Genomic DNA, 26,046 nt, shown 5'->3' on the forward strand with positions numbered 1-26,046 from the left:
TGCCAGCCCTGCCGGGCCGGCCAAAGCGGCACCCTGCGGCGCACGCACAGGTGATTAATAATAAAACTATTATATATATTATATATTTAATTAATTGGTGAATGTATCGCACTTTCGTAAACCTGCCGACCTTCGCGCTATGAGAATTCTGCTGGTGGAAGACGAGGTGGTCGTCACTTACTTTATTCAGAAAGGCATTGAGGCAGAGGGGTACGACCTGCGGGTGGCCTACGATGGCCTAATGGGCCAGGCCATGTTCGACCAGCACCTCTACGACGTAGTAATTCTGGACGTGAACCTGCCCGGCCTGAACGGCTTCGAGCTGTGCCGCTACATCAAGCAGCACTCGCCCCGGCAGCCCGTACTGCTGCTCACCGCCCTCGATGGCATTCAGGATAAGGAAAATGGCTTTGGAGCCGGGGCCGACGACTACCTGGTCAAGCCCTTCGAATTCAGAGAGCTGCTGCTGCGCATCCGGGCGTTGGCCCGGCGCGGCGCAGCCTATGCGGGCTTGCACCACGTGCTGCACGTGGCCGACCTAGAGCTGGATGTGAACGCCCGCACCGTACGCCGCGCCGGCCAGCCCATCGAGCTGACCACCCGCGAATACTCGCTGCTCGAATACCTGATGACCAACCAGAACCGCACCGTGAGCCGGGTAGACATTGCCGAGAAGGTCTGGAACCTGAACTTCGATACCAGCACCAATATCATCGATGTATACGTCAACTACCTGCGCAACAAGATTGACAAGCCCTTCGGGCAAAAGCTGCTGCACACGATAATAGGCACGGGCTATATGATGCGGGGTTGAGCAGGCGCGCGATGCAGATTAAACACAAGCTCCTGCTCTGGTTTGCCGCCCTGGTTATTGCGCTTTTGCTGGTGCTGGCTGCCTACGTGTACGTGAGCACGGCCCGCTTCCGGGCCCAGACGTTTACCGAGCGCCTGGCGCGCAAAGCAGCCATTACCCAGCAGGTACTGGCGCTGGGCGACTCCGCCGCCGGGGCTATGCTGGCTTCGCTGCCCGAGCAAAGCGAATACGTGTATGCGCCCGACGGCAAGCGGGTGTACTCGGGGGGACTGAACCCGGATTTTTACCCCTCTGCAACGTGGCTGGCGCAGGCACGCGGACTGGATTCGCTGGCCTTTACCTACGCAAGCCCTGGCCATGAGGAGCGAAAGGAAGGGGTGGCGCTCACTTATTATCGAGCGGGCACCGCTGGCCGCTACGTAGCGGTAGCAACGGCCTACGACCAGCAGGGCTACGACCAGCTGCACCGGCTGCGACAGGTGCTGGGGCTCGGAATCCTGGGGGCCGTGGCCGTGGTAGGAGCGCTGGGCTGGCTTTTTGCGGTGCGTGCTCTGGCTCCGCTCACGCTGGTTATCGGGCAGCTGCGCACCTCGCAGGCCGGGGCGGCCGGCTTTCGGCTGCGCCCGGCTAACACCCGCGACGAAGTAGGCCAGCTGGCGGCGGCTTTCAACGCCCTGCTGGCCCGGCAGGAAGCCCTGGCCGAGAGCCAGAACGCGTTCATCTCGCACGCCTCGCACGAGCTGCGTACGCCGCTCACCACCCTTAAGGGGTGGCTGGAAACCTCGCTGGCCTACGACCAGGATGCTGATAGCCTGCGCGTGGGCCTGGGCCGGGCCGTGCGGGAACTGGACCGCCTCACGGCCCTGACAAACGGCCTGCTTTACCTGGCCCGGCTCGATGGCCCCGACCCCACGCTGCCCACTGCCCCGCTCGACCTGGTAGACGTACTGCTGGAGGTGGTAAGTACGGCTCAGCGCCAGCACCCCGGCCGCGTACTCAACCTCGACCTGAGCGAGGGCGTGCAGCAGCAGCAGCACGCCCCTTCGCTGCGCGGGCACGCCTCCCTGCTGCGCACGGCCCTGGGCAACCTGGTTGATAATGCGGCTAAGTATTCCAATGGGCAGCCCGTGGACGTGTGCCTCGAGATGGATACCGAAATGGCCGTACGCATTCGCGTTGAAGACCGGGGCCCCGGCATTCGCCCGGAGGAAGCCGAGCGCTTGTTTGAGCCCCTGACGCGCGGCCGCGACGTATCGGCCGATGTGCCGGGCTTCGGCATTGGGCTGACGCTGGCGCGACGCATCATTCAGCGGCACGGGGGCACGCTGCGGCTGCGGCCCCGGCCCGGCGGCGGCACCAGCGCCGAGGTAAGCTTGCCGCTGGCTGGAAGGTGAGGCGCCACGCAGAGAGCAGCAGAAGCTTCTTCTAATAACTTCTAATTTCATCTTAATCCCAGTCTAATACCACCACCGGAGGTTTGCAGCATGAAGCTGAGAATCTTCCTTTGCCTGAGCTGGCTGGGCCTGCTGACAGGCCCCGGCTTATTGGTAGCCCGGGCGCAGCAGCCCCGCGAGCTGCCCCAGCTGCCCCGACCCATTACCCTGCCGCAAGCCTTGCAGGTAGCCCAAGCCAAGTACCCGGCGCTGCGTGCCCGGCAGGCGGCCGTGCGGGCTGCTGAGGCCGATGTGCGGACCAACCGCTCCACCTTTTTGCCACAGGTTACGGCGCAGGCGCAGGTTCTCAATGCCACTGCCAACCAGGTGCGGGGCGCGTATTTGCCGGGCGTCGCCTTTTCGGAGTCGGGGGCAGTAAAATCGACCGGGCCGGATGGGCGCACCAACTTTTCGAGCCTCGGGGTGCTGGCCATTGAGTGGCCGGCCGTGACGTTTGGCCGCTACCGGGCCAGCGAAAACCGTTCGCAAGCAGCCGTGTCGGCGGCCCAGGCCGATTACGACCAGGCGGTATTTGAGTACCAGGCGCAGGTGGCCGATGCCTATCTGCTGGCCCTGGGAGCTGAGAAGGCGGTAGCCTTGCAGCAGGCTAACCTGGCGCGCGCCCAGCAGCTGGCGGTGGTTATCCGGGCGGGTACGCGCTCGGGCATCCGGCCGGGTATCGACTCTTCCACTGCCAATGCCGGGCTGGCCCGCGCCCGGCTGCAAGTGCTGGCGGCCCGGCAGCAGGCCCGCACGCAGCGCACCCGCCTGGCGGGCCTGCTGGGCCAGCCCACCCAGGACGTGCAGCTCGACTCCATGCAGTTTTATTCGCGCCTGCCAGTGGCCGGCGCTGCCGCGCCCGATACTACCCGCGCTACCAACCCGCTGCTGCGGGCCTACCGCCAGCGCATCGTGGCCAGCCAGGCGCAAGCCTCATTGCTTAATGTCAATAAACGTCCCAGCCTCAACTTATTAGCTTCGAGCTGGGGCCGGGGCTCGGGCGTGCGCGACGCCGTGGATGACAAAGGCAATTTTGTCATCGACTCATCGCCGGGCGCCGGGCTGCCCTTCAAGGCTTATAACTATATGGTGGGCGCTACCCTCACGTGGCGGGCCACTGAGCTGATTCACTCGGGGCGGGCGGTGCAGGCGCAGCGCATTCGCAGCGAGCAGGCCCGTGCCGATTATGACCAGCAGGCCCTACAGCTCGAAACCCAGCTCCAAAACGCCGGCCTGCAAGTTGAGCTGGCCCGGCAAACGGCCCTGGCGGCGCCCGCGCAGCTGGCCGCCGCCCGCCAGGCCTACACCGCCGCCCGCGCCCGCTACGACGCCGGCCTCGACAACCTGCTCGTGCTCACCCAGGCCACCGAGGCGCTCAACCGCGCCGAAACTGACCAGGCCCTGGCCACCAACAACCTCTGGCGCGCCGTGCTGCTGCAAGGCGCGGCCGGCGGCAACCTAGGCGGGTTGCTGGGACAATTATAGAACTAGAATAAGAACGTCGTGCTGACGAAGGAAGCATCTCTACCGCTTCGTTGCTATAGCCATGATTACTAAGAGGTAGAGATGCTTCCTTCGTCAGCACGACGGACGACTTTAAAGAAGCTAACAGCTTAAAAATATGCTCAAAGCTGCCCTTGCCAAACCCATCGCCGTTATCGTGGCCCTGCTCGGCGTACTTGTCTTTGCGGGGCTGGCGCTGGGTCGCATTCCGGTCGATATTTTCCCCCGGCTCAACCTGCCGACCATTTATATTGCCCAGCCCTACGGCGGCATGACGCCGGCCCAGATGGAAGGCTTTATTGCCACGCGCTACCAGAACCAGATGCTCTACGTGTCGGGTATTAAGGCCGTGGAAGTGAAGAACATCCAGGGCTTGTGCCTGGTCAAGTGTACCTTCTACGAAGACGTGAACATGGCCCAGGCCGCCGGTGAGGTAGCCAGCCAGGTGAGCCGCGTGATGAGCTACCTGCCGCCCGGCTCGGTGCCGCCCACGGTAGTACGCTTCGACGCCAGCAGTCTGCCGGTGGGCGAGCTGGTGTTCAGCTCGGCCAGCGCGTCGCTGGGGCAGATGCAGGATTTGGCCTCGACCAAAATCCGGCCGCTGTTTTCGCAGATTCCGGGCGCGTCGGCCCCGCCGCCTTTTGGCGGCAACGAGCGCACGGTGGTGGTGCGCGTCGACCCCGAGAAGATGAAAAGCTACGCCCTCACGCCCGATGAAATCGTGTCGGCCATCGTGAAAAACAACCAGGTTTCGCCGGCCGGGGCCGTGGGCATGGGCGACTACATGGTGATGACCCCGAGCAACACGGTGCTGGATAAAATAGCTGATTTTTTGAATATTCCGCTGCGGCAGGGCGTAGGGCCCAGCGTCTTCATCCGCGACATTGCCACGGTGGAAGACGGCACCGACATCCCGGTGGGCTACGCCCTCATCAACGGCAAGCGCTCGGTGTATATCCCCGTCACGAAATCGGCCGATGCCTCCACCATGAGCGTAGTAAGCGCCCTCAAGGCCAAGCTGCCCGAGATGCGCGCCCTGCTGCCCTCTACTATTCAGCTCAGCTACGAGTTCGACCAGTCGGTGTACGTGACGCAGGCCGTGCATAGCCTCGCCTTTGAGGGCGGGCTCGGCGCGCTGCTCACGGGCCTGGTGGTGCTGCTGTTTCTGGGCGATTTGCGCTCGTCGCTTATCGTGATTCTCACCATTCCGGCCTCCATTTTGTCGGCCATTCTGCTGCTTCAGCTCTTCGGGCAAACCATCAACCTGATGACGCTCTCGGGCTTGTCGCTGGCCATCGGTATCCTGGTCGACCAGGCTACGGTGGTGATTGAAAACATTCACCAGCACCTGGAAATGGGCAAGCCCAAGGCTCGGGCCATTCTGGATGCCAGCCAGGAAGTGTCGTTTCCGCTGCTGCTCATCACGCTCAGCATTCTGGCCGTATTTGCGCCGGCGTTTCTGATGAGTGGGGTGCCGCGGGGCATGTTTATTCCGCTTTCGCTCTCGGTGGGCTTCTCGATTATCGTCTCGTATGTGCTCTCGCAAACCTTTGTGCCGGTGGTGGCCAACTGGTGGCTGAAAGGCCACGCTCACCCTGGCCCGCACGACCTGAGCCTGCTACCCGACCTGAGCGAGCCGCGCGACGAAGCCCAGGAAACCTACGAGCTGCACCACCCCGAAAAAGTCACCGGCTTCGAGCGGGTGAAGCTGCATTATCTGGCTTTGCTCGACCGGCTGCTGCGCCACCGGGCGCTGGTGGCTACTGTGTATGGCGTGGTGTGCGCCGCCATTATCGGCACGTGCTTCTACTTCATCGGGCAGGATATGATGCCCAAAATCACGCACTCCAAGCAGTTTCAGGTGCGCCTGGTGGCGCCCGAGGGTCTGCGCATCGAGCGCACCGAAGAGCGCACTAAACAAATTATCAAAATTATTCAGACTATTGTAGGGCCGCAGAATGTGGCCATCACCTCGGCCTTCGTGGGCATGACGCCCAGCTCGTATGGCACGAGCGCGCTCTACGTCTTCAACGCCGGCCCCAACGAGGCCGACTTGCAGGTGAACCTGGCCGAGGACTACAAGGTGCAGAACCTGGACGCGCTGAAGGATAAAATCCGCCAGGCCGCCGCCCGCCAGGTGCCCGACGTGCAGCTCAGCTTCGAGCCCATCGAGCTGACCGACAAGATTATGAGTCAGGGCGCGCAAACGCCCATTGAGGTGCTGGTAGCCGGCAAAAGCCTATCTGATGGTAAAGGCTACGCCGATAAGCTCGTGGCCCGCCTCAGGCAGATTGCCTACCTGCGCGACGTGCGCATCAATCAGCCCCTGAGCTACCCCACGGTGCAGATTACCGTAGACCGCGAGCGGGCGGCGCAGTTTGGCCTCACCCCCGACCAGATTGCCAGGTCGCTGGTGGCGGCTACGTCGAGTAGCCGCTTCACGGCCAAAAACCTGTGGCTCGACCAGAGCAAGGGCTTTGCCTACCAGGTGCAGGTGCAGCTCGCCTCGCAGGACATGAAAACTGAGAACGACATGCGCAATATTCCGCTCGTGCCGGGCCAACTGCGCCCCACCCTGGGCGACGTGGCCACGCTGCGCACGGCCACTGTGCCCGGCGAGTACGACCGCATCGGGCCGCGCCGCATCGTCACGGTTTCGGCCAATATCGACCATAAAGACCTCGGCACCGCCACCCGCGCCGTGCAGCAGGCTATCAGGGAAGTGGGTGCGCCGCCCAAGGGCTCGGTGGTGCAGGTGCGGGGCTTGTCCCAGCTGCTCGAAGAAACCCTGAGCAGCCTGCAAACTGGCCTGGCACTGGCCGTCGTGGTCATTTTTCTGCTGCTGGCCGCCAATTACCAGTCGCTGAAAGTGGCCGGTGTGGTGCTCGTGACGGTGCCGGCGGTGCTGGCCGGCTCGCTACTGCTGCTGCTAGTCACGGGCCAGACTCTGAACCTGCAATCGTACATGGGTATCATCATGTCGGTGGGCGTGTCGGTGGCTAATGCCGTGCTGGTCGTCACCAACGCCGAGAGCCTGCGCCTGCGCTACCGCGATGCCACGGCCGCCGCCCGCCTGGCCGGCGCCGCCCGCCTGCGCCCCATCCTGATGACGAGCATTGCCATGATTGCGGGTATGCTGCCAATGGCCTCGGGCCTGGGTGAAAGCGGCGAGCAAACTGCCCCGCTGGGCCGGGCCGTGATTGGCGGCCTGCTGGCCTCCACGATTGCTGCCCTGCTGATTCTGCCAGTGGTATTCGCGGCTGTGCAGCGCAAAACCGGTTTCGTATCTGTCTCGCTCGACCCCGACAACCCGGAAAGTGCCGACTACGACCGCGCCACTGCACCCCTGGCCGAGCGCCCCCCGACCGAGCCAGTGCTGGCTTAGTTCTTTTTGCCGACCTAATGGTACACCCATGACCTGTTTCCTTTGTTATTTCCGTACAGCCCGTCTTCTGACCCTGGCAACCTACCTGGCGGCTCCGGCCCTTTTGCTGAGCAGCTGTGGCTCGTCCGACGTGGCTGACCAAGCCGCTCAGAAGGCCCCGGCGGCTGCCGGCCCCGCCACCTATGCGGCCGTCCGGGTGACGGCCGCGCCCCCGGCCCAGGCCCTGACCTTGCCCGGCGAGCTGGAAAGTTTCTATCAGACCGACATCACGCCCCGCGTGAGCGCCTACGTGCGCCGGGTAAACGTAGACATCGGTGACCACGTACGGGCCGGCCAGGTGCTGGCCGAGCTCGACGCGCCCGAATTGACGGCCGCCCTCAACGAAGCGCTGAGCAAGCAGAAGGCTGCCGAGGCCACCGCCCAGGGTAGCCAGGGCAGCTACCGCCGCCTGCGTCAAACGGCCCGTACTGCCGGGGCCGTGTCGCCTCTTGCCGTAGACCAGGCCCGCACTCAGGCCACCAGCGACAGCCTGAACGTGGTAGCGGCCCGCGCGCATTACCGGGCCGCTGCCCAGATGGCGGCCTACCTGCGCCTGACGGCCCCCTTCGCCGGCACTATCACGGAGCGCAATGCCGCCCCCGGGGCCATGGTAGGCCAGGGCACGGGCGTGCCCTTGTTCCGGCTCCGGCAGCTCGACCCGCTGCGCCTTCGCGTAGCCGTGCCCGAGGCTTACGTGGGCGAAATCAAAAATGGCAACCCGGTGCAGTTCACGGTGCGGGCCTTTCCGGGGCGCACCTTCACTGGCAAGCTTACCCGCACGGCCGGCAGCGTGCAGGCCGCCACCCGCTCCGAGCAGGTCGAGCTGGATATTCCCAACCCGAAAGAGGAATTGAAGCCCGGCATGTTCGCCTCGGCCAGCCTGCCGGTGAAAGTCTCGGCAAACAGCCTGTTCGTGCCCAAATCGGCGGTGGTGAACACTGCCGAGCGCACCTACCTCATCCGCGTGGCCGACGGCCGTACCGAGCTGGTAGACGTGCAGCTAGGTGATGAGAACGCTGGCCAGGTGCAGGTGTTTGGCCGGCTCCAGGCCGGCGACGTAGTGCTGAAGGCGGGCAATGAAGAGCTTGTGGCCCGCCAGCCAGTGCGCGTAACCCTGCATTAGCCGGCAAGGCAGCAGTTCTTACAGAGCAGGTTAGCACGCTGCGCACAGCCAGTCCCCGCCTTCGTCTGAAGCCGGGCTACGAAGTGCTGCCCGGCTGCCAGTTCGTTTACCAGGCATTCGGCTTGGATAAGCCCCGGCAATGACTAAAAGCGGCTGAGCCATTGTAGCTATCAGGCACCCCGACGCCGAAACTGCGCTAGTGATTTGATAATAATGGCTATTATGTAAGAACTTGCAGCCCTGTTCTGCCCTGCTGCCTGCCCATGCGCCACCCGCTACTTTTTTGTTTTATTTGCTGCTGGCTGGTTTTGCTGGGTGGGGCGCGGCCGCTAAAGGCGCAACCGGCACCGCATGCGGCGGCGAAGGCGGATAAAGCGGTGCCCCCCCCAGCCACTCCCAAAGCGGAGGCCTCGCCCCGGCCGGCCTACCAGCAACGGGCGCTGAAAGGGCGCATCAGCCGCCACCTGCGCGTACGACCCGATGGAACTCCCGACTTTCCCAATATCAATAAAATCCCGTTCTTTGAGGATAAGAAAGCGCTGAAGGCCATCCAGAAAGCCGAGCGCCGCCACCACTATGCCGAGGCCCGGGTTTTGCTGGAAAAATACGTTGGCCAGTTCGGTATCGAAAACTTTTACCGTAATACCGACCTGCTCTGGCACCTGGGGCAGCTGTTGCAGCGCGATAGCTCGCGGCAGGAGCTGGCCAAGGCGTATTTCCGGCTGGCGCTCAAGCATCATCGCACCGATATCAGCCGGGTGCAGCTCTATTACGATTCGCTGGAGGAGAAGGGCGCGCTGCTTTACGTGCCGCTCAAGGTGTACTACGACGTGGTGGAGTACCGCAAGAGTATCAACACGTTTCATCCGCCCAAGAACGTGTATACCAACATGGGCGATGCCGTGAACTCCAGGTTTCCGGACTACGGCCCCACCCTGGGCGCGGGCGACACCGTGCTGCTCTTTACTTCGAAGCGCCAGCAAGGCAAGGGGGTGCGCGCGAAAGTAGATGAAAATCTCTATGTTTCGCACAAGCAAGGCCCCAACTACTGGTCGGATGCCGAGCCGCTGCCCAAACCCATCAACTCGCCCTATAACGAAGGCTCGGCGTGCTTCTCGCACGATGGCCGCACCATTTTCTTTGCCCGCTGCGAATGCCCGGTGTGCCACGGCAACTGCGACCTGTTTACGGCTTCGCTGGGCAAAGATGGCAAGTGGAGCACGCCCAAAAGCCTCGGTCCGCTGGTCAATTCTCCGGCCTGGGACTCGCAGCCTACTCTTTCGCCCAAGGAAGACACGCTGTATTTTGCCTCCGACCGCCTCGGTGGCTTTGGCATGAGCGACATTTATTACACTGTGAAGGGCAAAAATGGCCAGTGGGGCAAGGCCCTGAATATGGGCCCCGTCGTAAACACCCGCGAAAGCGAGGTGAGCCCGTTTTTTCATCCCTTGTACCAGGTACTGTATTTCAGCTCGCGGGGGCAGTTGCTGAATTTTGGCGATTTTGATATATATAAAACTTACCGGGTAAATGGCCGCTGGCAGGAGCCGCGCAACATCGGCCCGCTCGTAAACGGCAAGGGCTCAGAGTATTACTTTACCATCGATAGCCAAAGCAAAAACCTGTACTACGCCCGCTCCGAGCCGAAGGACATCGAAAACCTCGACCTGTATTCGTTTCCGCTCCCCATGGAGGCCCAGCCCATGGCTACCACCCAAGTGGCGGGCACGCTCCTCGATTCGGTGAGCAACCGCCCGCTGAAAGGTATGGTCAGCATTATCGACCTCGACAACGGAATTGAGGTGGCCAGCAAGTACTTGCGTGCCGATGGCTCGTTCGATTTCGAGCTCATGGATGGCTCGCACTACGCCATGCTTATTCAGAGCCCCGATGCGTTCACGGTGGAGCGGCAGTTTGAGCTGAAAGGCGATACGGTGATGGCGATGCTCACCAACAGCATCAACTACAAGCTGCCGCTTATTTTCAAAAATATTGAGTTTGAGGCTGGTAAGTCAAACATTTCGCCGGCCATGCACCCCACCCTCGACCGCATCACGCTGTTTCTGGCCGACCATCCTACGTACCGGCTCAGCATCGCGGGCCACACCGATGGCCGCGGCGACCCCGAAGTAAACGAAAAGCTCTCGCAGGACCGCGCCGAGGAAATCCGCCGCTACATCGAGCGCAAAGGCAAGCTTAGTCCCAACCGCATCGAAAGCTTCGGCTACGGCTCCAGCAAGCCCCTCAAAGACGAGCTAACCGATGCCGATGCCCGCATCAACCGGCGGGTAGAATTCCGCCTGATTAAGCCCGAAGGCGACAAGGGCGCGGGGGGCGACTGGAAGTAGTAGTTGCCAGCGCCTGCGCCGGCTAACGGTTCCGGGCGGAGGTTCTAGGCCGGCCACTCCCGCGCCAAATCCTGGTTGCGCATGCACTTAAAATGCCCCTGCGGGCACTGGGCAAAGCCAATCTTCGAGCAGGGCCGGCAGGGTAGGCCCGGCACTTCCAGGGTTTCGAACTGGGTGCGGTAGGGGTACATCCCAAACTGCGGCACCGTGTTGCCCCACACGCTGTAAATCTCTTTCTTAAACGCCGAGGCAATGTGCATCAGCCCGGTATCGTGGCTTATAACAAAGTGCGCCTGCCGCAGCAGAGAAGCCGACTGATGCAGGGAAAAACGCCCGCAGCCATTAAAAACGAGCGAGGTTGCCGCCAGCTGGATAACGTGGCCGGTGCTTTCGTCCTCGGGGCCGCCGAGCAGCACTACCGGGCGCGGGGCCAGGTTTTGCACCAGCTCAATGAGCTTTTCGACCGGCAGGCGCTTGGTGGCGTGCTGCGCGCCGATAGCCACGGCCACGTATTCCCAGGGCTGAAAGCCAGCCGGCAGCTCGGTAGCCAGGTCTACTTCCGCTCCGGGCGGAATAAAATAATCGAGCCCCTCGCCATCATCGCGAATACCGAGCGGCGCGGCGGCCGCCCGATAGCGGTCTACGATATGCACGGGCGGTAAGCGGTTGATTTTGAACTGCACCAGCAGGTATTTTTGCCAGTTGAGCTTATCGAAGGCCTGGCCCGGCACGCCCGGCAGTTGCAGCCGAATGAGCCGGGAGCGCAGGTTATTATGTAAATCAACTATATAGTCAAAGCGCTCGGTCCGTAGCTCGCGCACCAGCTGCGAAAGGCTGCCACTCAGCAGGTGCAGCTTATCGACGTAAGGGCTGGCTTCAAACAGCCTGGCAAATGCCGGCTTGGTAGCAAAATGTACTTGTGCCCCCGGCAGTTGGGTTTTCAGCTGTCGCACCACCGGCGTAGTCAGCACAATATCGCCGATGGAAGAGAAGCGCAGAACCAGGATTTTCATAAGTAATGTAGCGTGGACTCTGCGAGTCCGCGCGTTGAACGGACCGCCTTGTATACCTATGCGCGGACTCGCAGAGTCCACGCTACAGCTTCGCCTTCCGGGCCGCGAAATACGCTGCGGCCTCGTCTACCGACTTGGCGTTAAACGTCATCTCCTTGGTTAGCATACCTTTGCGGCCGGCCAGCACGCCGTAGCGCATATCGGCGTAGCCGCTGGTGTGGTGGGCATCGGGGTTGATGCTGAGCTGCACGCCCTGGGCCAGCGCATAGCGCACCCAGCGCCAGTCGAGGTCGAGCCGCCAGGGGTTGGCGTTGATTTCGATAATCACCTGGTGCTGGGCGCAGGCATCAATAACGGCTTTAAAATCAATGGGGTAGCCGGCCCGGCGCAGCAGCAGGCGGCCAGTGGGGTGGCCCAGCATGGTGGTGTGGGGGTTGGCAATGGCCCGCAGCAGGCGCTCGGTGGCCCGTGCCTCATCCATTTTCAGGTTGGAGTGAATGGAGGCCACGATAAAGTCGAACGAATCGCGCAGCGTCTCATCGTAGTCGAGGCTGCCATCGCCCAAGATATCGGCCTCAATTCCCTTAAAAATGCGAAACGGTGCCAGCTCGGCATTTAGCTCGTCAATTTCGCGCTGCTGCTGGCGCACGCGCTCGGGGCCCAGGCCGTTGGCATAGTGCGCCGCCTGCGAGTGGTCGCAGATACCGAGGTACTCGTAGCCGGCATCGCGCAGAAAGGTAGCCATCTGGCGCAGCGAGTGGCTGCCGTCGGAGTAGGTGCTGTGGTTGTGCAGCGAGCCGCGCAAGTCGCTGTCTTGCAGCAAAGCCGGAATTTTATGCTCGGCGGCCAGCTCAATTTCGCCCAGCCCTTCCCGTAGCTCAGGCGCTATATATTGCAAGCCTGCTTTTTCGTACAGCGCCTCTTCACTGGCAAAGCGCTCACGCTTAGCCCACTGCCGCAGCGTGTTTGGCTGGCCGGGACCGGCCTGGGGCAGCGCGGTAGTCAGGTGCGCGTCGTTGCCGGTGGCTACAAAAAGCTGATTGATAAAGTCTTCGGGCGCTGTCAGGCGTACCGTTACGCCCACGCCCGAATCGGTAGCCGTGCCGCACCAGGCCCAGGGGCCCGAGCGGCGCACCTCGTGCCGCAGGCCGGGGGCCGCATTGAGCAGCGCGTGGATGGGGGAGGGGTCGGGGGTAGCCACGATAATTTCCACTGTCTCCACAATTTCGAGGGCGCGGCGTACTTCGCCGGCCGCGGCCGCCGCCGTCACGCCCGGCACCTGGCGCAGGTGCTCGAGGAGGGTATTAGCCAGCTCTTCCGCCTGCGAAAAAAGCAGCTTGCCCGCGCTTTGGTCCGTAAATTCGAGGGCGGCCAGCAGGGTTTCCTGGGTTTTGGCCCCAAAGCCTTTAAGCTTGGCTACGAGGCCGGCTTCCGCAGCCTCGCGCAGCTGGTCGGGGCTCTCAATGCCCGCGTCGCGCCACAGCGCCCGCACCTTTTTGGGGCCGATACCTTTGATATTCAGAAGCTCGACTACCCCGGCGGGTGTACTGTCGAGCAGGCGCTGCAGTTCCTCAAACGTGCCCGTGTCGAGCAGCTCCGCTACTTTGGCGGCCTGGGTCTTGCTCAGGCCGGTGCGGTCGGGCAGCCCCGCGCGCTCTATCTCCGACACCGGAAACTCCAGCTGCTCCAGGGCCGTGACAGTGCCCTCGTACGCCCTGATTTTAAATGGGTTTTCGTCGTGCAGCTCCATGAGTTGAGCCGTGAGCCGGAAGGCTTTAATAAGGGCGCGGTTATCCATTGCGAGCTTTGCGGAGTGCGTTGTTCGTTACCCGTTATTCGTTGAGCAGCCCGCTGATAAGCCAGTTGCTGACAACGAACAACTGCCAACAGGCAACGAAAAAAGAGTTACTGAAACCAAAAGTACGGCCCAACCCTGCGGTGGGATGCCCAAAATGCGCGTACTATTGCCCGCTATGTTGTCATTGAAACGTCTGCGGCTGCCAGGCGGCGTGCTGCTGGCCCTGCTGGCCGCCTGCCAGCCCCACCATCCAAGCGGGCTGCCGGGCGGCTCGCTGGCAGCCTTGCAGGGCACCTGGCTGCTGGTGCCCGAAGCCAGCCGGGCCGATACGCTCACGTACCGGCGCAACACGTTTCGCTTTCGTTACCGGCCGGAGGGCCGGCCGGGCTTTAAGCTGGGGCCGGATGGCCGCTTTGTGCGTTACGACGTGGCCCCCGGCGGCGGGCTGCTGGCTCAGGAGGGCACCTGGACCGAAACCACCACCGGCCATCTGCTTATTCACTTGCCCGAGCTGGAGCCCGCCGCGCCCGACTACGAGCTGGAGCTGTTGGCCTATAAGCAGGGGGTGCTGATGCTGCGCCGCCTGAGCGAGCGGCCGGCCATCGAGATTATTCGCCATCCCTGAGCCTTGCCCGCCGGCCCGGCCTGTACCGACCTGTACCGGCTTATACCGACCTTTGTGGGCATGAATCACTGGCTCGTTAAATCCGAACCCGAAGCGTATTCCTGGGCCGATTTTGTGCGCGACGGCGGCACCGACTGGACGGGCGTGCGCAACTACCAGGCCCGCAACAACCTGCAAGCCATGCAGCCCGGCGACCTGGCCCTGTTTTATCACAGCGTGAGCGAAAAGGCCGTGGTAGGGGTGGCCATCGTCCATGCCGCCCACCGGCCCGATACCACCGCCGAGGCCGGCAGCCCCTGGGTGGCGGTGCACCTGCGGCCCCATGTACCCCTGAGCCGCCCCGTATCGTTAGCGGCGCTGAAGGCCGAGCCCCGGCTGGCCCAGCTGGCCCTGCTGCGCCAGTCGCGTTTATCGGTCACGCCCGTGCGGCCCGAAGAGTTTGACCTGGTGCTGGGGCTGAGCGAATAAGCCCGCTTGCTGGAGCTGAAGCAAGCCGGAGAAAAATTAGTTGTCCGGCTCGCTTTACCCTTCTATTCCGCAGCGGCTTGCTTATCTTCGTAAAGGCCCGCCACCAATCTGGCGCGGGGTTGCGTTGCGGAATTAGCTATGAAACACCTCTTCGCTACAGTGCTGAGCTGCTTGCCCTTACTGGTAGCGGCTCAACGGCCGGTGCCGCCCCCGCCCGATGCCCCGGCCCAGCTGGCCCGCACCGAGCTGCTGCTCGACCCGGCCAACGATGAGGTGCAGGTGCAGCCCCTGCCCGCCGATACGGCCGTGGTAGTGCTGATACGCCACGAAGCGCCCGGTATTCGCAAGCAGCCAAGCTACGTGCTGCAGCAATACGGCGCCAACCTGCACCTGCGCCGCGAAACGCCCGTCGAGATACCCGCCGGGTTTGAGGTGCAGCGCCTGTGCGCCGAGCCGGGCATCGCCTACGCCCTGTTTCGCAACCCTGATGTATCGGGCCGCTTGCTGGTAGTAGCCTACGATGCGCACGGCGGGCAGGTGCACGTGCAGCCCTTCGATACCAAGCTCAGCCGCGAGGTAGTGGGCCTTAAGGCCATGGCTGGCCGGCTGCTGGTTAATGTGACGCTTGCCGACCAGCTGCACCAAACCGTGCTGCTGCTCGATGTTGCCAGTGGGCAGTTTCAGTTTTTGCCCGCACTCTACGAGCCCCTTGATACGGAGCTGACCAGCGTAGCCGACCGCCCGGCCGGCCGCGCCGAGTTTGTGCTCAGCCAGAGCAACGGCCGCAAGCAGCGCCTGTTGCTCAAGCGCCTTTCGGCCGAGCAGGGCCAGGTGCTCAACTCCGAAATGGTGCAGACCGAGAGTGAGCGCAGCTTGCTCACGGCCCAGCTTAGCCCGCTCGAAGACACTACTACGCGCCTGCTGGCCGGCACCTACGGCCTGCGCGACCTGCGCTACGCGCAAGGACTATTTGCCACCGACCTTACCAGGCGGGCAACCCCCGCCCCCGACGACCACCCGGCCTTGCGCTTCTACGATTTTAAGCGCTTCCGGCATTTCTTCGATTACCTGGCGCCAAACCACTCGGCGCGGCTACAGGCCCGCGCGGCCCGGCGCGAGGCCCGCAAGGCCAGCCCTTTGCGCTGGCACTATCACCTGCTGCTGCACGAGCTGCTGCCCCAGCCCGACGGCGGCTATACCCTGGTGGCCGAGGTGTATAACCCTCAGTATAGCTATTCGACCTATGGCAACATGATGCTTAACCCGTATAGCCTGCCTGGGCACAACTCCTACAGCCCCTACAATGGCTTCGGGCCCTATAATCGTTATGGCGGGTCGAACCGCTCTTTTACGGGCTTTCGTACGTCGCACGTACTGGTTTGCGGGTTCGATAAGCGTGGCAATCTATTGTGGGATAATAACTTCGTGCTCAGTGACGATGTAGTGCGCTCGGAGCTTGAAGAAGCCGTGCAGGCCCTGGCCCTGGCCGATGGCCATTTGGTACTGGCCTACCTGCTCGACAATGAGCTGCACTATAAGCGCATCAGCCAGAGCGAGCCCAGCGCAAACGACAGCAAGGTAGAGCTGCTCACCTCCACCGGCGCGCCCGAAAAAGTAACCGAAGTGCGCCAGCCTGAGTTGATGCCCTGGGCCAACAATACCTTTGTAGCCAGTGGCTTTCAGCGTATTAAACCCGGGCACGCCTCCGAGCGGCAGGTTTTTTTTCTGCAGCTAGTGCAGTTTTAACGTTGGCCGCCCGCAGGCTTCGGCAAGGGTAGCGCGGCCCAGGCCCAGGATGGAGGCGAGCCTTTGCCGACCTTTGCGGCTGGTTCTGGCTCATTGCTTTGTACTATGTCATCCATCGTTTCCCGGTCTGCCGCTACTATTTCGCCCGGCTTGCTGGCTACCCACACCGGTCATCCGCACGAGGCTGGCCTCGATGAAGCCGGGCGCGGTTGCCTGGCCGGGCCGGTTTTTGCGGCGGCCGTTATCCTGCCGCCCGATTTTAACCCGCCTTTTCTCAACGACTCGAAGCAGCTAACGCCGCGTCGGCGCGAGGTGCTGCGCGAGGCTATCTGCGCCGAGGCGGTAGCCTGGGCAGTGGGCTCGGCTACCATAGAAGAAATAGAAACGCATAATATAGCGCAGGCGAGCTATCTGGCTATGCACCGGGCAGTGGCCGCCCTGCACGTACCAGCTGCGCACCTGCTCGTCGACGGCAACCGGTTTCGGCCCTATCCGGGGGTGGCACATACCTGCGCCGTGGGCGGCGATGGCCGCTACCGCCACATTGCCGCCGCGTCGGTGCTGGCCAAAACCTTTCGCGACGCGCACATGCTGGAGCTGGACAGGGAATTTCCGCACTATGGCTGGGCCCGGAATGCAGGCTATCCTACAGCGGCCCACCGCACGGCGCTGCGTGAGCACGGCCCCACGCGGCACCACCGCATGGGCTTTAGATTATTATAAATATAATATATATTAAAAATATTATCAATATAATATTTATTCGTTATTCTTCATCTTGAGCAAATCGAGAAACAGGCTGAAGCTGTCTACCGTGCCCCCACCCTCGCTGCCAAAGGAGTCGAAGGTGAGCGGCTTGATAATATAGCCGCTGATGCCCAGGTCGCTGGCCCCGATACGGTCTGTATCCAGGTCCGAAGTGGTCATGACGAATACGGTCAGGTCTTTAAACTCAGGGTCGGCCCGTAAAATCTTGAGCATTTCCAGGCCATTGAGCCGCGGCATATTTAAGTCAAGCATCACCAGGCTGGGGCGACTTATTTTGGTTTCGCCATTTTCGCCGCGCAGCAGGTTCAGGGCCTCCCGGCCGTTGCGGGCATGGATTAGCGGTACGGTAATATTCTGCTTGCGAAGCTCCCGCTGTACATTCATGACGTCCATCTGGTCGTCTTCTACAAGTAGGATGCTAGGCGCTGCAGGCGAGGAAAGGGGGGGCATGAGTAGTGAAGAAGGCAGGCTTACCAAAATAGGGGTTCTCTATTAACGGTAAAAAAGACGTGAAGGATGCTTGAATTAGGTAGCCAGCGCCTTTAGCTGGCCAGCGGGTACGGCCTTTATGGTGCCTGAGCTGGGCTTGGCGACGGGTTTTTTAGGCCAGGTAAAGAAGAAGGTAGCGCCCTTTCCCTCGGCCGACTCGACCCAGATGCGGCCGCCCTGCCGCTCCACAATTTTTTTGACGATGGCCAGCCCTACGCCCGTACTTTCAAGGGTGTCGCGCTCGACCAGCGTTTGAAAAATGACGAAAATGCGCTCGTGGTATTCCGGCGCAATGCCGGGGCCATCGTCCTGCACCGAAAAGCGGTAGAAGCTGTCGTTCAGGTCTTCGCAGCCGATGCGCAGCGTGCCGGTTTCGGGATGGTCGTGGTACTTGATAGCGTTGGAAATCAAGTTGGTAAAAACTTGTTGCAGCTGCGTGCGGTTGGTTGGCAGCGTAGGCAGAAAGAAGGGCAGCTCCAGGTGCATACCTTCGGGCAGGCCCACCGTGTCGGTAATTTCGCGGAGCAGCTGCCGCACAAATACGGCCTCGTTGGCTTCGGCCACCCGGCCCACCCGCGCCAGGTCCAGAATGCCCGTAATGAGGTTTTCCATGCGGTGAACCCGCTGGCGCATCAACCCCAGAAACTCTTGGATGTGGGGCGGCAGGGTGTCTTTGCCCATGTCTTCCTCAATCCAGCGCGAGGCGCTTTCAATGCCGCGCAGCGGCGCCTTCAGGTCATGCGATACTACGTAGGCAAACTGGTCCAGCTCCTGGTTGCGGCCCTCGAGCTGGCTGATGTTCTGGTCGATAGTCCGGGCCATGGTATTGAGCGCCGCCGTCAGTTCGCTCACTTCATCATGTTCATTATCTAGCAGCTGCATCTTGTAGTCGCCATCGGCCAGGTGGCGGGCCATCTTTATCATGCTGCGCAGGCGGCGCGAGAGCAGGCGGACCAGGTACACGGCCCAAAGCAGGCCAAATACCAGCGCCAGGCCCGTTATCAGGCCCGACAGTTGCTGGGCGCGGGCGATGCTGCTGGCCAGGCGCTGGCGCTGCTGCTGGCGGCCGGCGTTCTCCGTGGCGTCGAAGTTGGCCATCTGAAAGCGGATAGCGTCCATTATCTGCTTGCCCGACATCCCCGCGACCAGGCTGCCGTGGGGCATTTCCATCAGGCCGGTTAGCTGCGCATTGCGGTTGTGCACGGCGCGCTTCTCGCTTATCATCAGGTGCGTATACTCCGACCACTGCCGAAACAGGTGCTCAGTTGTGTCGAGGCGGGCGCGCTGCTGGGGCTCGTCGGCCAGCTCCTGGCGCAGGGTGTTGAAGCGGTGCAGCAGGTCGCGCTCGCCCGAGTAATAGGGCTGCAGCATCTGCTCATTGCCCAGCAGCAGGTAGCCCCGAAAGCCGGTTTCCATGTCGATGATGCTCCGTAGCAGCGTAGTGCCATCGGCAGAAGTGCGCTGCGAGGCTTCCATGCGCTGCGAATTGCGCAATACCTGCTCGGCCAGGCGATAGTTGACAATTACCACGGCGGCAAATAAGCCCAGCAGCAGTAAGAAGCCGGCAAACAGTTTGGTGGTAAGGTTACTCTTCATGGCTTTCGGGCCTGCTATTGGGCCCCGGCAGTACGCAGTTTGGCTTCTATAGTTTGGAGCAGCGTGGTAAGGGCATCGGCCAGCGCCTGCACCTCGCCAAAGCCAGCTAGTGCCTCTTCTCCCCGATTAGCCAAGCGCAGGTCCATGAGGCGGTTAGCCTGCTTATGGATGAGCCGGTGCTGCCGGTCGAGCTCGCTCATTTCGGGCAGGTGATGGTAAGCTCCCTCGCGGCGCTCCTTTATCCAAACGCCCAGCCCGCACTGCTCGGGGTCGCGCAAGGGGCCTTCTTCCGTACCATTGCCATGCAGGAAAGAGCGGAGGCGCGCCTTAAAAGAGAAATGCTTAATTAAAGCGGACTCAAAATCCTGTTTGATAGCTTCGGGCGACATGGCGCAAAGGTAGGCAGCCGGCCGGGGTATTGCCTTAGTACGAAGTAGCTTTGCAAGTGCTCAGCCCGGCTGGGTAACTGCTCTGCCCACCCTCGCATTCTTTATGGAAGATACTTCACTTAAAACCGTTGCGTTGCACGCCACCCACCAGCAGCTGGGGGCCAAAATTGTTCCGTTTGCCGGCTACGCCATGCCCGTGCGCTATTCCTCCGACCTGGAAGAGCACCACACGGTGCGCCGGGCGGTAGGCATTTTCGACGTGTCGCATATGGGCGAGTTTCGGGTGCGCGGCCCGCAGGCGCTCGACCTTATTCAGCGCACTACCTCCAACGATGCCAGTAAGCTGCAGCCCGGCAAGGCCCAATACTCGTGCCTGCCCAATGCCGCAGGCGGCATCGTGGATGACCTGCTGGTGTACATGATGGGCGACGAAGACTATTTCCTGGTAGTCAATGCTTCCAATATTGATAAGGACTGGAGCTGGCTGCAACAGCACAACACGAATGGTGCCGAGCTGGAGAATGTCTCCGACCAGCTGAGCCTCTTTGCGGTGCAGGGCCCGAAGGCCGCCGAGGCACTGCGCGCCCTAACGGAAGTCGACCTGACGGCCATTCCGTACTACAGCTTTGTAAAAGGGACGTTTGCCGGCGCCCCCGACGTTATTATATCGGCCACGGGCTATACTGGCGCGGGCGGCTTCGAGCTCTACATTCCCAACGAGTATGCTTCCAGCGTGTGGGATAAGATAATGGAAGCCGGTAAGCCATTCGGTATCAAGCCCATCGGGCTGGGCGCGCGCGATACGCTGCGCCTCGAAATGGGTTTTTGCCTCTACGGCAACGACATCGACGACACCACGTCGCCCCTCGAAGCGGGCCTGGGCTGGATTACCAAGTTTACCAAAGACTTTACCAACAGTGAAGCCCTCAAGGCCCAGAAAGCCGCCGGCGTACAGCGCAAGCTCGTGGGCTTTGTGATGGATGGCCCCGGTGGCCTGCCCCGCAGCCACTACCCGCTGGTAGCGGCCAGCGGCGAAGCCATTGGGGAAGTTACGAGCGGCGGGCAGTCGCCCAGCCTCAGCAAAGGCATTGGCCTGGGCTACGTCAAAACCGAGCTGGCCGCGCCGGGTACGCAAATCTTCGTGCAGGTGCGCGGCAAAAACCTGCCTGCCACGGTGCATAAGCTGCCGCTGGTGCCCGGTACGGAGGAGGTATAACACTTCAACAAATTCACCACCTTCTATTATTGCGCGCAACGCGAAGCAATCGCATCAGAACGAGCCGTACGGGTGTCGTTCCGGTGCGATTGCTTCGCGTTGCGCGCAATGGCGGACGGCTGGATTATCAAACTGCCCTTTGATTGTATGAAACTCGACGTTTGCTTTTCGCCCGACCTGCTGCCGCTCTACGACCTGCGCGGCAAGGTGGCCGTTATCGTGGATGTGCTGCGGGCTACCAGCACCATCGTGACGGCGCTGGCCCAGGGCGTGACCGAGGTTTACCCGACCGCCACGCTCGATGAGTGCGCGGCGCTGGGCCGCGAGCAGGGCTGCATTACGGCTGCTGAGCGCGATGGGGTCGCCGCCGCCGGCTTCGATTTGGGCAATTCGCCCTTTGGCTTTCTAGATGGCAAACTGGCGGTGCAGGGTCGCGCCCTGGCCATCAGCACTACCAACGGCACGCAGGCCCTGCGCCGCTCGCTGGCGGCCCAGGCCATCGTGTGCGGCGCGTTTCTCAACCTAAGCGCCGTGGCCGACTTTGCCGTAGCGCAGGGGCGCGACGTGCTGGTAGTGTGCGCCGGCTGGAAAGGGCAGTTCTGCCTCGAAGACAGCCTCTTCGGCGGCGCGCTAGCCGAGCGCCTGGCTACGTTTGGCTTCGATATTGCCTCGTCTGATGCGGCGCTGGCCGCCCTGCATCTGTGGCAGGACGCCAGGCCCACCTGGCCCCACTACTTACTGCAATCGGCCGCCGTGCGCCGCCTCAACGCGCTCGAAGCCCACGATGACTTCACGTTTTGCATGAATGTCGATACCCACCCCGAGATATTGCCGCTGTGGCGGGGCGATAGGCTGGTGCGGGGGTAGCCGGGCGGCGCCATTAAGCCTGTCCGCGCCGCTCGCATTATTTTGGGCTACTCAGCACCTCGATACTTACCGTGTCGAAAAAAGTATTGTAGCCATTGTCATAGTCCATATGGAAATAGTGCGGGTATTTGCCCGATATGACGCCGATGCCGGGCTTGAATTTAAGGTCCACCGCGCCAAAATATACAATCTGAGGCTCTACGTCGAATATTTTGAGTGGAATAGACCAGAACGTGTAAATCTGCTGCTCCTTACTGCTCAGCACCAGTTTGCATCCGGCTACCTGCCAGGCTACGGATGGCTGGTCGGCGGGCTTGGGAAAGGTGAGCACGAGGCGTTTTTGCAGCGCCGCGAGGTCGGCTGGCGCAAAGGGCTGGGCCCCGCAGTTGAGGGTAACGTTGTCGGCAGTGCCAGGAAACCAGACGGGCTGCCGGCGCACCAGAAAATATTCCGTCAGTACTTGATTGGAGGTAGTATAGTAGCGACCGCCGCGTTTGATAATGGGCTGCCAGCCCAGATGACGCGTCAGCAGGTTTACAACTGGCAACTGCCGTTTGTAGGCCAGTAGTTTCTCCACGCCATTCTGGAGCACCGTTTCCAAGGACACCCTGGCCCGGCTGTTCAGCGTGTCGATATCTATCGCGACCCATGTCACCTGGCCAGTCTGCTCGTCGGGCAGTACGGCCAGGGTTACTAATAGCTTATCGCTGTAATAATAGCCGTTTGTCCTAATGGTTGCAGCATCATCGTAATGAGGCAGGAAATAAGTGCTGTCGGCCAGTATATTAACGATGTCCACCTGCTCAGGCTTGCCCAGCCGCGTGCGCTGCGTGCGAACGTAGGTAATGCGGTTTTTGGCTGATTCGAGTAGGATGTAGGATTTAGGCATAACCAACTGCTGGCCAAACGCTTCCTTAGCCGGGCCAGCCAAGCTGATGAAGCAAAACAAAAGCAGTGCTGCTCTGATAAGTAAATTCATAATAAAAGACGAGCTAAAAAATTATACCTACGGACATGCTTGGCTGCCCTGCGCCTTAATGATAAGGCCATTGCTGGGATTTGGGTAAGATGTGTTGTGCTGCTCTGCCTGCGTTTCTCTATCGATTAAGTCTTTGCGGGTAGGCGAAAAGCTTTGGTAGGTAGTGGTTCCCTGCAGGCCGCCCCAAAACAGGTCTTCTGCCAATTGATGGTCTAATAGAATGCCCTGGCTGGCAGCGTAGGCTTGCAAGGCATCAGCCATCTGACTGATAATAGAACTCATAAGGTCATGCTGCTCCGCCTCTTTTAAATCCATCGACCCTACATACCTGTCAAGCAAGTCGTCTATTGTCGCATTCGAGTCCAGATTTTTACCCTGCCCCCACTTTTCCAGGTAGGCGTGGAGAGACTCGTGAATTAACGTTCTGGCTACAGCAAGATTAGTTGCTTGCGAAGTAAAGGTCAGGTCAACAGTAGTAGTAAATTGAGGCGGGTTACTATTTGCGCTTTCCGTCCGTGCGTTTATGCTTCCTGCTGGATACTTAGGGTCAACAGGAATATTGCCACTCGTAATCGTCCAGGTGATAGCTATATTGTTCCCTAACAGGGAAAAAATGCCCGCTATGTCATTGCCTTTCAACCCCTGCAGAGCCGCAAGGATGGGTTGAATACAAGGTTAAGGCCATCACTTACGATAGTCGTAATTGCCGTCGGTGCACTGCCGCCAGGCAATGGCCCCTGAGGCCCGCTGCCGGGGTCATTAGGGCTGTTGCCGCCGTTGCCGGGAGTGCCGCCGTAGTCGCCGGGGCCACCTGACCTCACTACTTGTTACAGTCGGCCGCCGTGCGCGGCCTCAACGCGCTCGAAGCCCACGACGACTTCACTTTTTGCATGAACGTCGATACCCACCCCGAGATTCTGCCGCTGTGGCGAGGGGATAGTTTGGTGCGGGGGTAAGAGAATTATTTACGCGCTATAGTCTAAGTATGAGCGCTGCTCAGTTAGGATAACTAAACGTGGCTAACTTGCAGAGTTATTAGCTGACGCTAGGAGCAAAATTGTCGCTGCAAACATACACGCGGATAAAACCCATGCGAACTAGTATAGGTCTTTCATAAGAAATGATATTAATAAAAAATCCTAGTGCATTCATCTTTAACTATTTACTACCATAGCTTATTGTTAAAAATAATAACTTTCATGAATAATTATTCAATATTAAAGTATTATAATTTAAATATTATACTTATTGATGATTTTATATAATAATGAGCATTATCAACTTGGTTATATTTTTTGTATAGAGATTAAATCAAAAAATATATTATGCATGTCGTTGCTATCAAGCCCGAAATATTGAGAGTATTTCCCGCTTATTAGGCCAATCTCAGGTTGGAATTTTAGTTCTCCTGCTCCAAAAGAAGCAATATTTGCATCAAAAATTTTAGGTGGCAGTGACCAAAAAGTATAAATGTTGTTCTCTACTTTTTGCAGCAATAACTTTGTCGTAAGCTCTCCACGAAGCCGCGGTACTTCCTGCCCTTTCAGTATCGAATCTGTTATGCGCATTGATTCAGCGGCGTAATCGGCAGGTGTAAAGGGGTGAGCTAAGCAGTTAATTGTTGCATTATCACCGCTAGTTGGATACCAGGTAGGCATATTGCGCAATAAGAAATATTCTGTTAGCACTGTCTGGTTCGTAGTGAAATACTGATTACCTTTTTTAATTACAGGGCGCAAATCCAAACGCCTTCGAGACCAGTCAATAGCTGGCCCGCCCAGTGCCTCATAATTAAACAGCCGGGTATAACAGTCATCAGCTATGTCGCGCCAGGCAACTTGCCTTGATGCTGGAACAGAGTCGGGGCTAAATGGTACCCACGTTACATTCCCAGTGCGTAAATCAGGTAAAACCGCAAAGCAAATAAGTAGCTGGTCATGTGTAAATAATCCTGTGTCACCTATGTCTTTAGTGTCAACCAGCTTATTTCTGACGAAGTCGTTTGGAAGTATAATGTTTATTAGGTCTACGTATTGGGTGGTATTCAGTGCATTTCGTTTCGTTTTTACAAGAGTTGCTTTTAATTCCTGGGCGGGAATTGTTACGTACACATTAGCAAGGAATAAATGCAGCGGCTGCGTCTTAGACTGCGCAAGGTGTTGCGCGTTGCTAATGCCAATATTTAGCATCAGTAAATAAAAAATAAATGACTTTTTCATCTTAGTTACATGCTTTACTGCCTTTGGCCGAAGCTTGACTATAAGTCTCCGCAGCATTTGCGGAAGCTATAACTGACTTTTGGTCATCAGAGAGAGTATTGTAAGCTGCTGTTTCGGTCAGACCCGCCCAAAATAAGTTTTGAGCATAATTTAAATCAAGGTTAGGGAATTTAGCTTGTAATGCAAGTGCCATTTGGTTGATAATATTAGCCATTGCGTCATGTTGAGCGGCGATGTCGTTGGGACTCAGGCTTCCTAAGTATCCATCTACTAATTGAGCCATTGTCGTATTAGCATTCATCCCCTGCGAATATCCCCACTGTATAAGATATGCATGTAATGATTCATGAATCAATGTTCTTCCTACTGCAACATCAGTAGCATTGTTTACGAAAGTTGTGTTAAGAGTAGTGCTTAAGTAGTCAGAAGGCATCCCATCCCATTGGCTAGTTAAAGCATTCACTTGTCTGCCATTCGTGTCATTTGGGATGTAAGCATTTTGTATATTCCAAATGATTGATGACTTCGTGAAGAAATTAAAAAGCCTACCTATATCATTTCCATTCGCTCCTTGCAATGAAGACAGAATGGTTTGGGCACAGGGCTTTAAATTAGTGCTTATTATAGTGTTAGTTGAGTTAGGTGCACTGCCGCCAGGCAATGGCCCCTGAGGCCCGCTACCAGGGTCATTAGGGCTGTTGCCGCCGTTGCCGGGAGTGCCGCCGTAGTCACCGGGGCCAGTAGGGGAGCCATCGCCACTGTTATAGCCGCCGCTATCATCGGAGAGCCCACATCCAGCCGAAGAGCCTAAGTACTCGCCCGTGATTGAATTGTAATAGAGCAGGCAACTGTTTGCCTTGCCTGGTTGGCTAAGTCAATGCCTCCCAATTTATGCGCTTAATTAAACTCAGTAGCCCCTTACTTAATGGATATAATCTCGCGGACCATCCGATTGTTTCCGACTCCATTGCATATGAAACAGACACACGATTGAGTCTCCCTGCTGAATGCGTAATGTTTGAGTACAAAAAGCATAGGTAAAAGCCTTTGCCACTACTTCATGCTTTCCCGACCTTACCTCTGTATAAGTACGCCCCTTTTTATCAGTTCGCACGACTACGCCATCAATTACTAATGCGCCTACGCTCAGCGGTTTTCGGGAGGCGCTGTCCTGTAGAACACCTACTATACAAGGTAAAATACTTTTCTTCCTATGATAGACCATTTT

22 protein-coding genes are annotated in these 26,046 nt (G+C 59.4%); 13 read left to right on the forward strand and 9 right to left on the reverse strand.

Annotated features, from left to right (window positions below; translation table 11 throughout):
- Positions 1–139 precede the first annotated feature (139 nt).
- The 6 genes from F6X24_RS06900 to F6X24_RS06925 all read left to right on the forward strand — a co-directional run bounded on the left by F6X24_RS06900 (position 140) and on the right by F6X24_RS06925 (position 10,645).
- Positions 140–814 carry a response regulator transcription factor gene (locus F6X24_RS06900; RefSeq protein WP_151087303.1) on the forward strand — a complete coding sequence of 225 codons (675 nt, stop codon included), beginning with the start codon at positions 140–142 and terminating at the stop codon, positions 812–814.
- A gap of 11 nt (positions 815–825) precedes the next feature.
- Positions 826–2,208: a sensor histidine kinase gene (locus tag F6X24_RS06905; protein ID WP_151087304.1), complete on the forward strand. Its 1,383-nt coding sequence runs from the start codon at positions 826–828 to the stop codon at positions 2,206–2,208.
- 90 nt (positions 2,209–2,298) lie between these two features.
- Positions 2,299–3,732: a TolC family protein gene (locus F6X24_RS06910; RefSeq protein ID WP_151087305.1), complete on the forward strand. Its 1,434-nt coding sequence runs from the start codon at positions 2,299–2,301 to the stop codon at positions 3,730–3,732.
- Positions 3,733–3,868: 136 nt separating this feature from the next.
- Positions 3,869–7,135 carry an efflux RND transporter permease subunit gene (locus F6X24_RS06915; RefSeq protein WP_151087306.1) on the forward strand — a complete coding sequence of 1,089 codons (3,267 nt, stop codon included), beginning with the start codon at positions 3,869–3,871 and terminating at the stop codon, positions 7,133–7,135.
- Positions 7,136–7,238: 103 nt separating this feature from the next.
- Entirely contained in the window at positions 7,239–8,297 is a 1,059-nt protein-coding gene (locus F6X24_RS06920; protein WP_229725408.1) for an efflux RND transporter periplasmic adaptor subunit, read from the forward strand.
- Positions 8,298–8,674: 377 nt separating this feature from the next.
- Complete coding sequence (locus F6X24_RS06925) at positions 8,675–10,645, forward strand: OmpA family protein (protein ID WP_229725410.1); 1,971 nt, start codon at positions 8,675–8,677, stop codon at positions 10,643–10,645.
- Positions 10,646–10,689: 44 nt separating this feature from the next.
- Here the strand turns inward: F6X24_RS06925 and F6X24_RS06930 are convergent, their stop codons facing one another.
- Together F6X24_RS06930 and polX are read right to left on the reverse strand one after the other, a co-directional pair.
- Positions 10,690–11,658: a glycosyltransferase family 9 protein gene (locus tag F6X24_RS06930; protein ID WP_151087308.1), complete on the reverse strand. Its 969-nt coding sequence runs from the start codon at positions 11,656–11,658 to the stop codon at positions 10,690–10,692.
- A gap of 82 nt (positions 11,659–11,740) precedes the next feature.
- Entirely contained in the window at positions 11,741–13,456 is a 1,716-nt protein-coding gene (polX, locus tag F6X24_RS06935; protein ID WP_151087309.1) for a DNA polymerase/3'-5' exonuclease PolX, read from the reverse strand.
- 175 nt (positions 13,457–13,631) lie between these two features.
- Between polX and F6X24_RS18910 the strand changes: the two genes are divergently transcribed.
- The 4 genes from F6X24_RS18910 (at position 13,632) to F6X24_RS06955 (ending at position 17,018) form a co-directional block, all read left to right on the forward strand.
- Positions 13,632–14,081, forward strand: coding sequence for a hypothetical protein (locus tag F6X24_RS18910; protein WP_191906486.1), 450 nt, complete (start codon positions 13,632–13,634; stop codon positions 14,079–14,081).
- A gap of 60 nt (positions 14,082–14,141) precedes the next feature.
- Positions 14,142–14,549: an EVE domain-containing protein gene (locus F6X24_RS06945; RefSeq protein WP_151087310.1), complete on the forward strand. Its 408-nt coding sequence runs from the start codon at positions 14,142–14,144 to the stop codon at positions 14,547–14,549.
- A 138-nt stretch (positions 14,550–14,687) separates the two neighbouring features.
- Positions 14,688–16,295: a hypothetical protein gene (locus tag F6X24_RS06950; protein ID WP_151087311.1), complete on the forward strand. Its 1,608-nt coding sequence runs from the start codon at positions 14,688–14,690 to the stop codon at positions 16,293–16,295.
- Between the two features lie 105 nt (positions 16,296–16,400).
- Positions 16,401–17,018 (forward strand): ribonuclease HII, encoded by a 618-nt coding sequence (locus tag F6X24_RS06955; RefSeq protein ID WP_151087312.1) that lies wholly within the window; start codon positions 16,401–16,403, stop codon positions 17,016–17,018.
- Between the two features lie 36 nt (positions 17,019–17,054).
- Here F6X24_RS06955 and F6X24_RS06960 read toward each other — a convergent pair whose 3' ends face one another.
- The 3 genes from F6X24_RS06960 to F6X24_RS06970 form a co-directional block, all read right to left on the reverse strand.
- Complete coding sequence (locus F6X24_RS06960) at positions 17,055–17,513, reverse strand: response regulator (RefSeq protein WP_151087313.1); 459 nt, start codon at positions 17,511–17,513, stop codon at positions 17,055–17,057.
- Between the two features lie 75 nt (positions 17,514–17,588).
- Positions 17,589–19,148, reverse strand: coding sequence for a sensor histidine kinase (locus F6X24_RS06965; protein ID WP_151087314.1), 1,560 nt, complete (start codon positions 19,146–19,148; stop codon positions 17,589–17,591).
- A gap of 14 nt (positions 19,149–19,162) precedes the next feature.
- Positions 19,163–19,537: a CZB domain-containing protein gene (locus F6X24_RS06970; RefSeq protein ID WP_151087315.1), complete on the reverse strand. Its 375-nt coding sequence runs from the start codon at positions 19,535–19,537 to the stop codon at positions 19,163–19,165.
- Between the two features lie 103 nt (positions 19,538–19,640).
- Between F6X24_RS06970 and gcvT the strand changes: the two genes are divergently transcribed.
- Positions 19,641–20,753, forward strand: coding sequence for a glycine cleavage system aminomethyltransferase GcvT (gene gcvT / locus F6X24_RS06975; protein ID WP_151087316.1), 1,113 nt, complete (start codon positions 19,641–19,643; stop codon positions 20,751–20,753).
- A gap of 147 nt (positions 20,754–20,900) precedes the next feature.
- Positions 20,901–21,620 (forward strand): 2-phosphosulfolactate phosphatase, encoded by a 720-nt coding sequence (locus F6X24_RS06980; RefSeq protein ID WP_151087317.1) that lies wholly within the window; start codon positions 20,901–20,903, stop codon positions 21,618–21,620.
- Between the two features lie 37 nt (positions 21,621–21,657).
- Here F6X24_RS06980 and F6X24_RS06985 read toward each other — a convergent pair whose 3' ends face one another.
- Positions 21,658–22,509, reverse strand: coding sequence for a hypothetical protein (locus F6X24_RS06985; RefSeq protein ID WP_151087318.1), 852 nt, complete (start codon positions 22,507–22,509; stop codon positions 21,658–21,660).
- Between the two features lie 117 nt (positions 22,510–22,626).
- Positions 22,627–23,238, reverse strand: a complete 612-nt coding sequence (locus tag F6X24_RS06990; RefSeq protein WP_151087319.1) for a hypothetical protein — start codon at positions 23,236–23,238, stop codon at positions 22,627–22,629.
- A 185-nt stretch (positions 23,239–23,423) separates the two neighbouring features.
- On the opposite strand from F6X24_RS06990, the gene F6X24_RS19270 reads away from it, so the two are divergent.
- On the forward strand, positions 23,424–23,555 hold the full coding sequence (locus F6X24_RS19270; RefSeq protein ID WP_262714512.1) for a hypothetical protein: 132 nt from the start codon (positions 23,424–23,426) through the stop codon (positions 23,553–23,555).
- A 330-nt stretch (positions 23,556–23,885) separates the two neighbouring features.
- Here the strand turns inward: F6X24_RS19270 and F6X24_RS06995 are convergent, their stop codons facing one another.
- Both F6X24_RS06995 and F6X24_RS07000 read right to left on the reverse strand, forming a co-directional pair.
- Positions 23,886–24,818 carry a hypothetical protein gene (locus tag F6X24_RS06995; protein WP_151087320.1) on the reverse strand — a complete coding sequence of 311 codons (933 nt, stop codon included), beginning with the start codon at positions 24,816–24,818 and terminating at the stop codon, positions 23,886–23,888.
- 1 nt (position 24,819) lies between these two features.
- Positions 24,820–25,395: a hypothetical protein gene (locus F6X24_RS07000; RefSeq protein WP_191906487.1), complete on the reverse strand. Its 576-nt coding sequence runs from the start codon at positions 25,393–25,395 to the stop codon at positions 24,820–24,822.
- Positions 25,396–26,046 lie beyond the last annotated feature (651 nt).

Origin of the sequence: Hymenobacter baengnokdamensis (assembly GCF_008728635.1) — a bacterium.
GTDB classification, from domain to species: domain Bacteria; phylum Bacteroidota; class Bacteroidia; order Cytophagales; family Hymenobacteraceae; genus Hymenobacter; species Hymenobacter baengnokdamensis.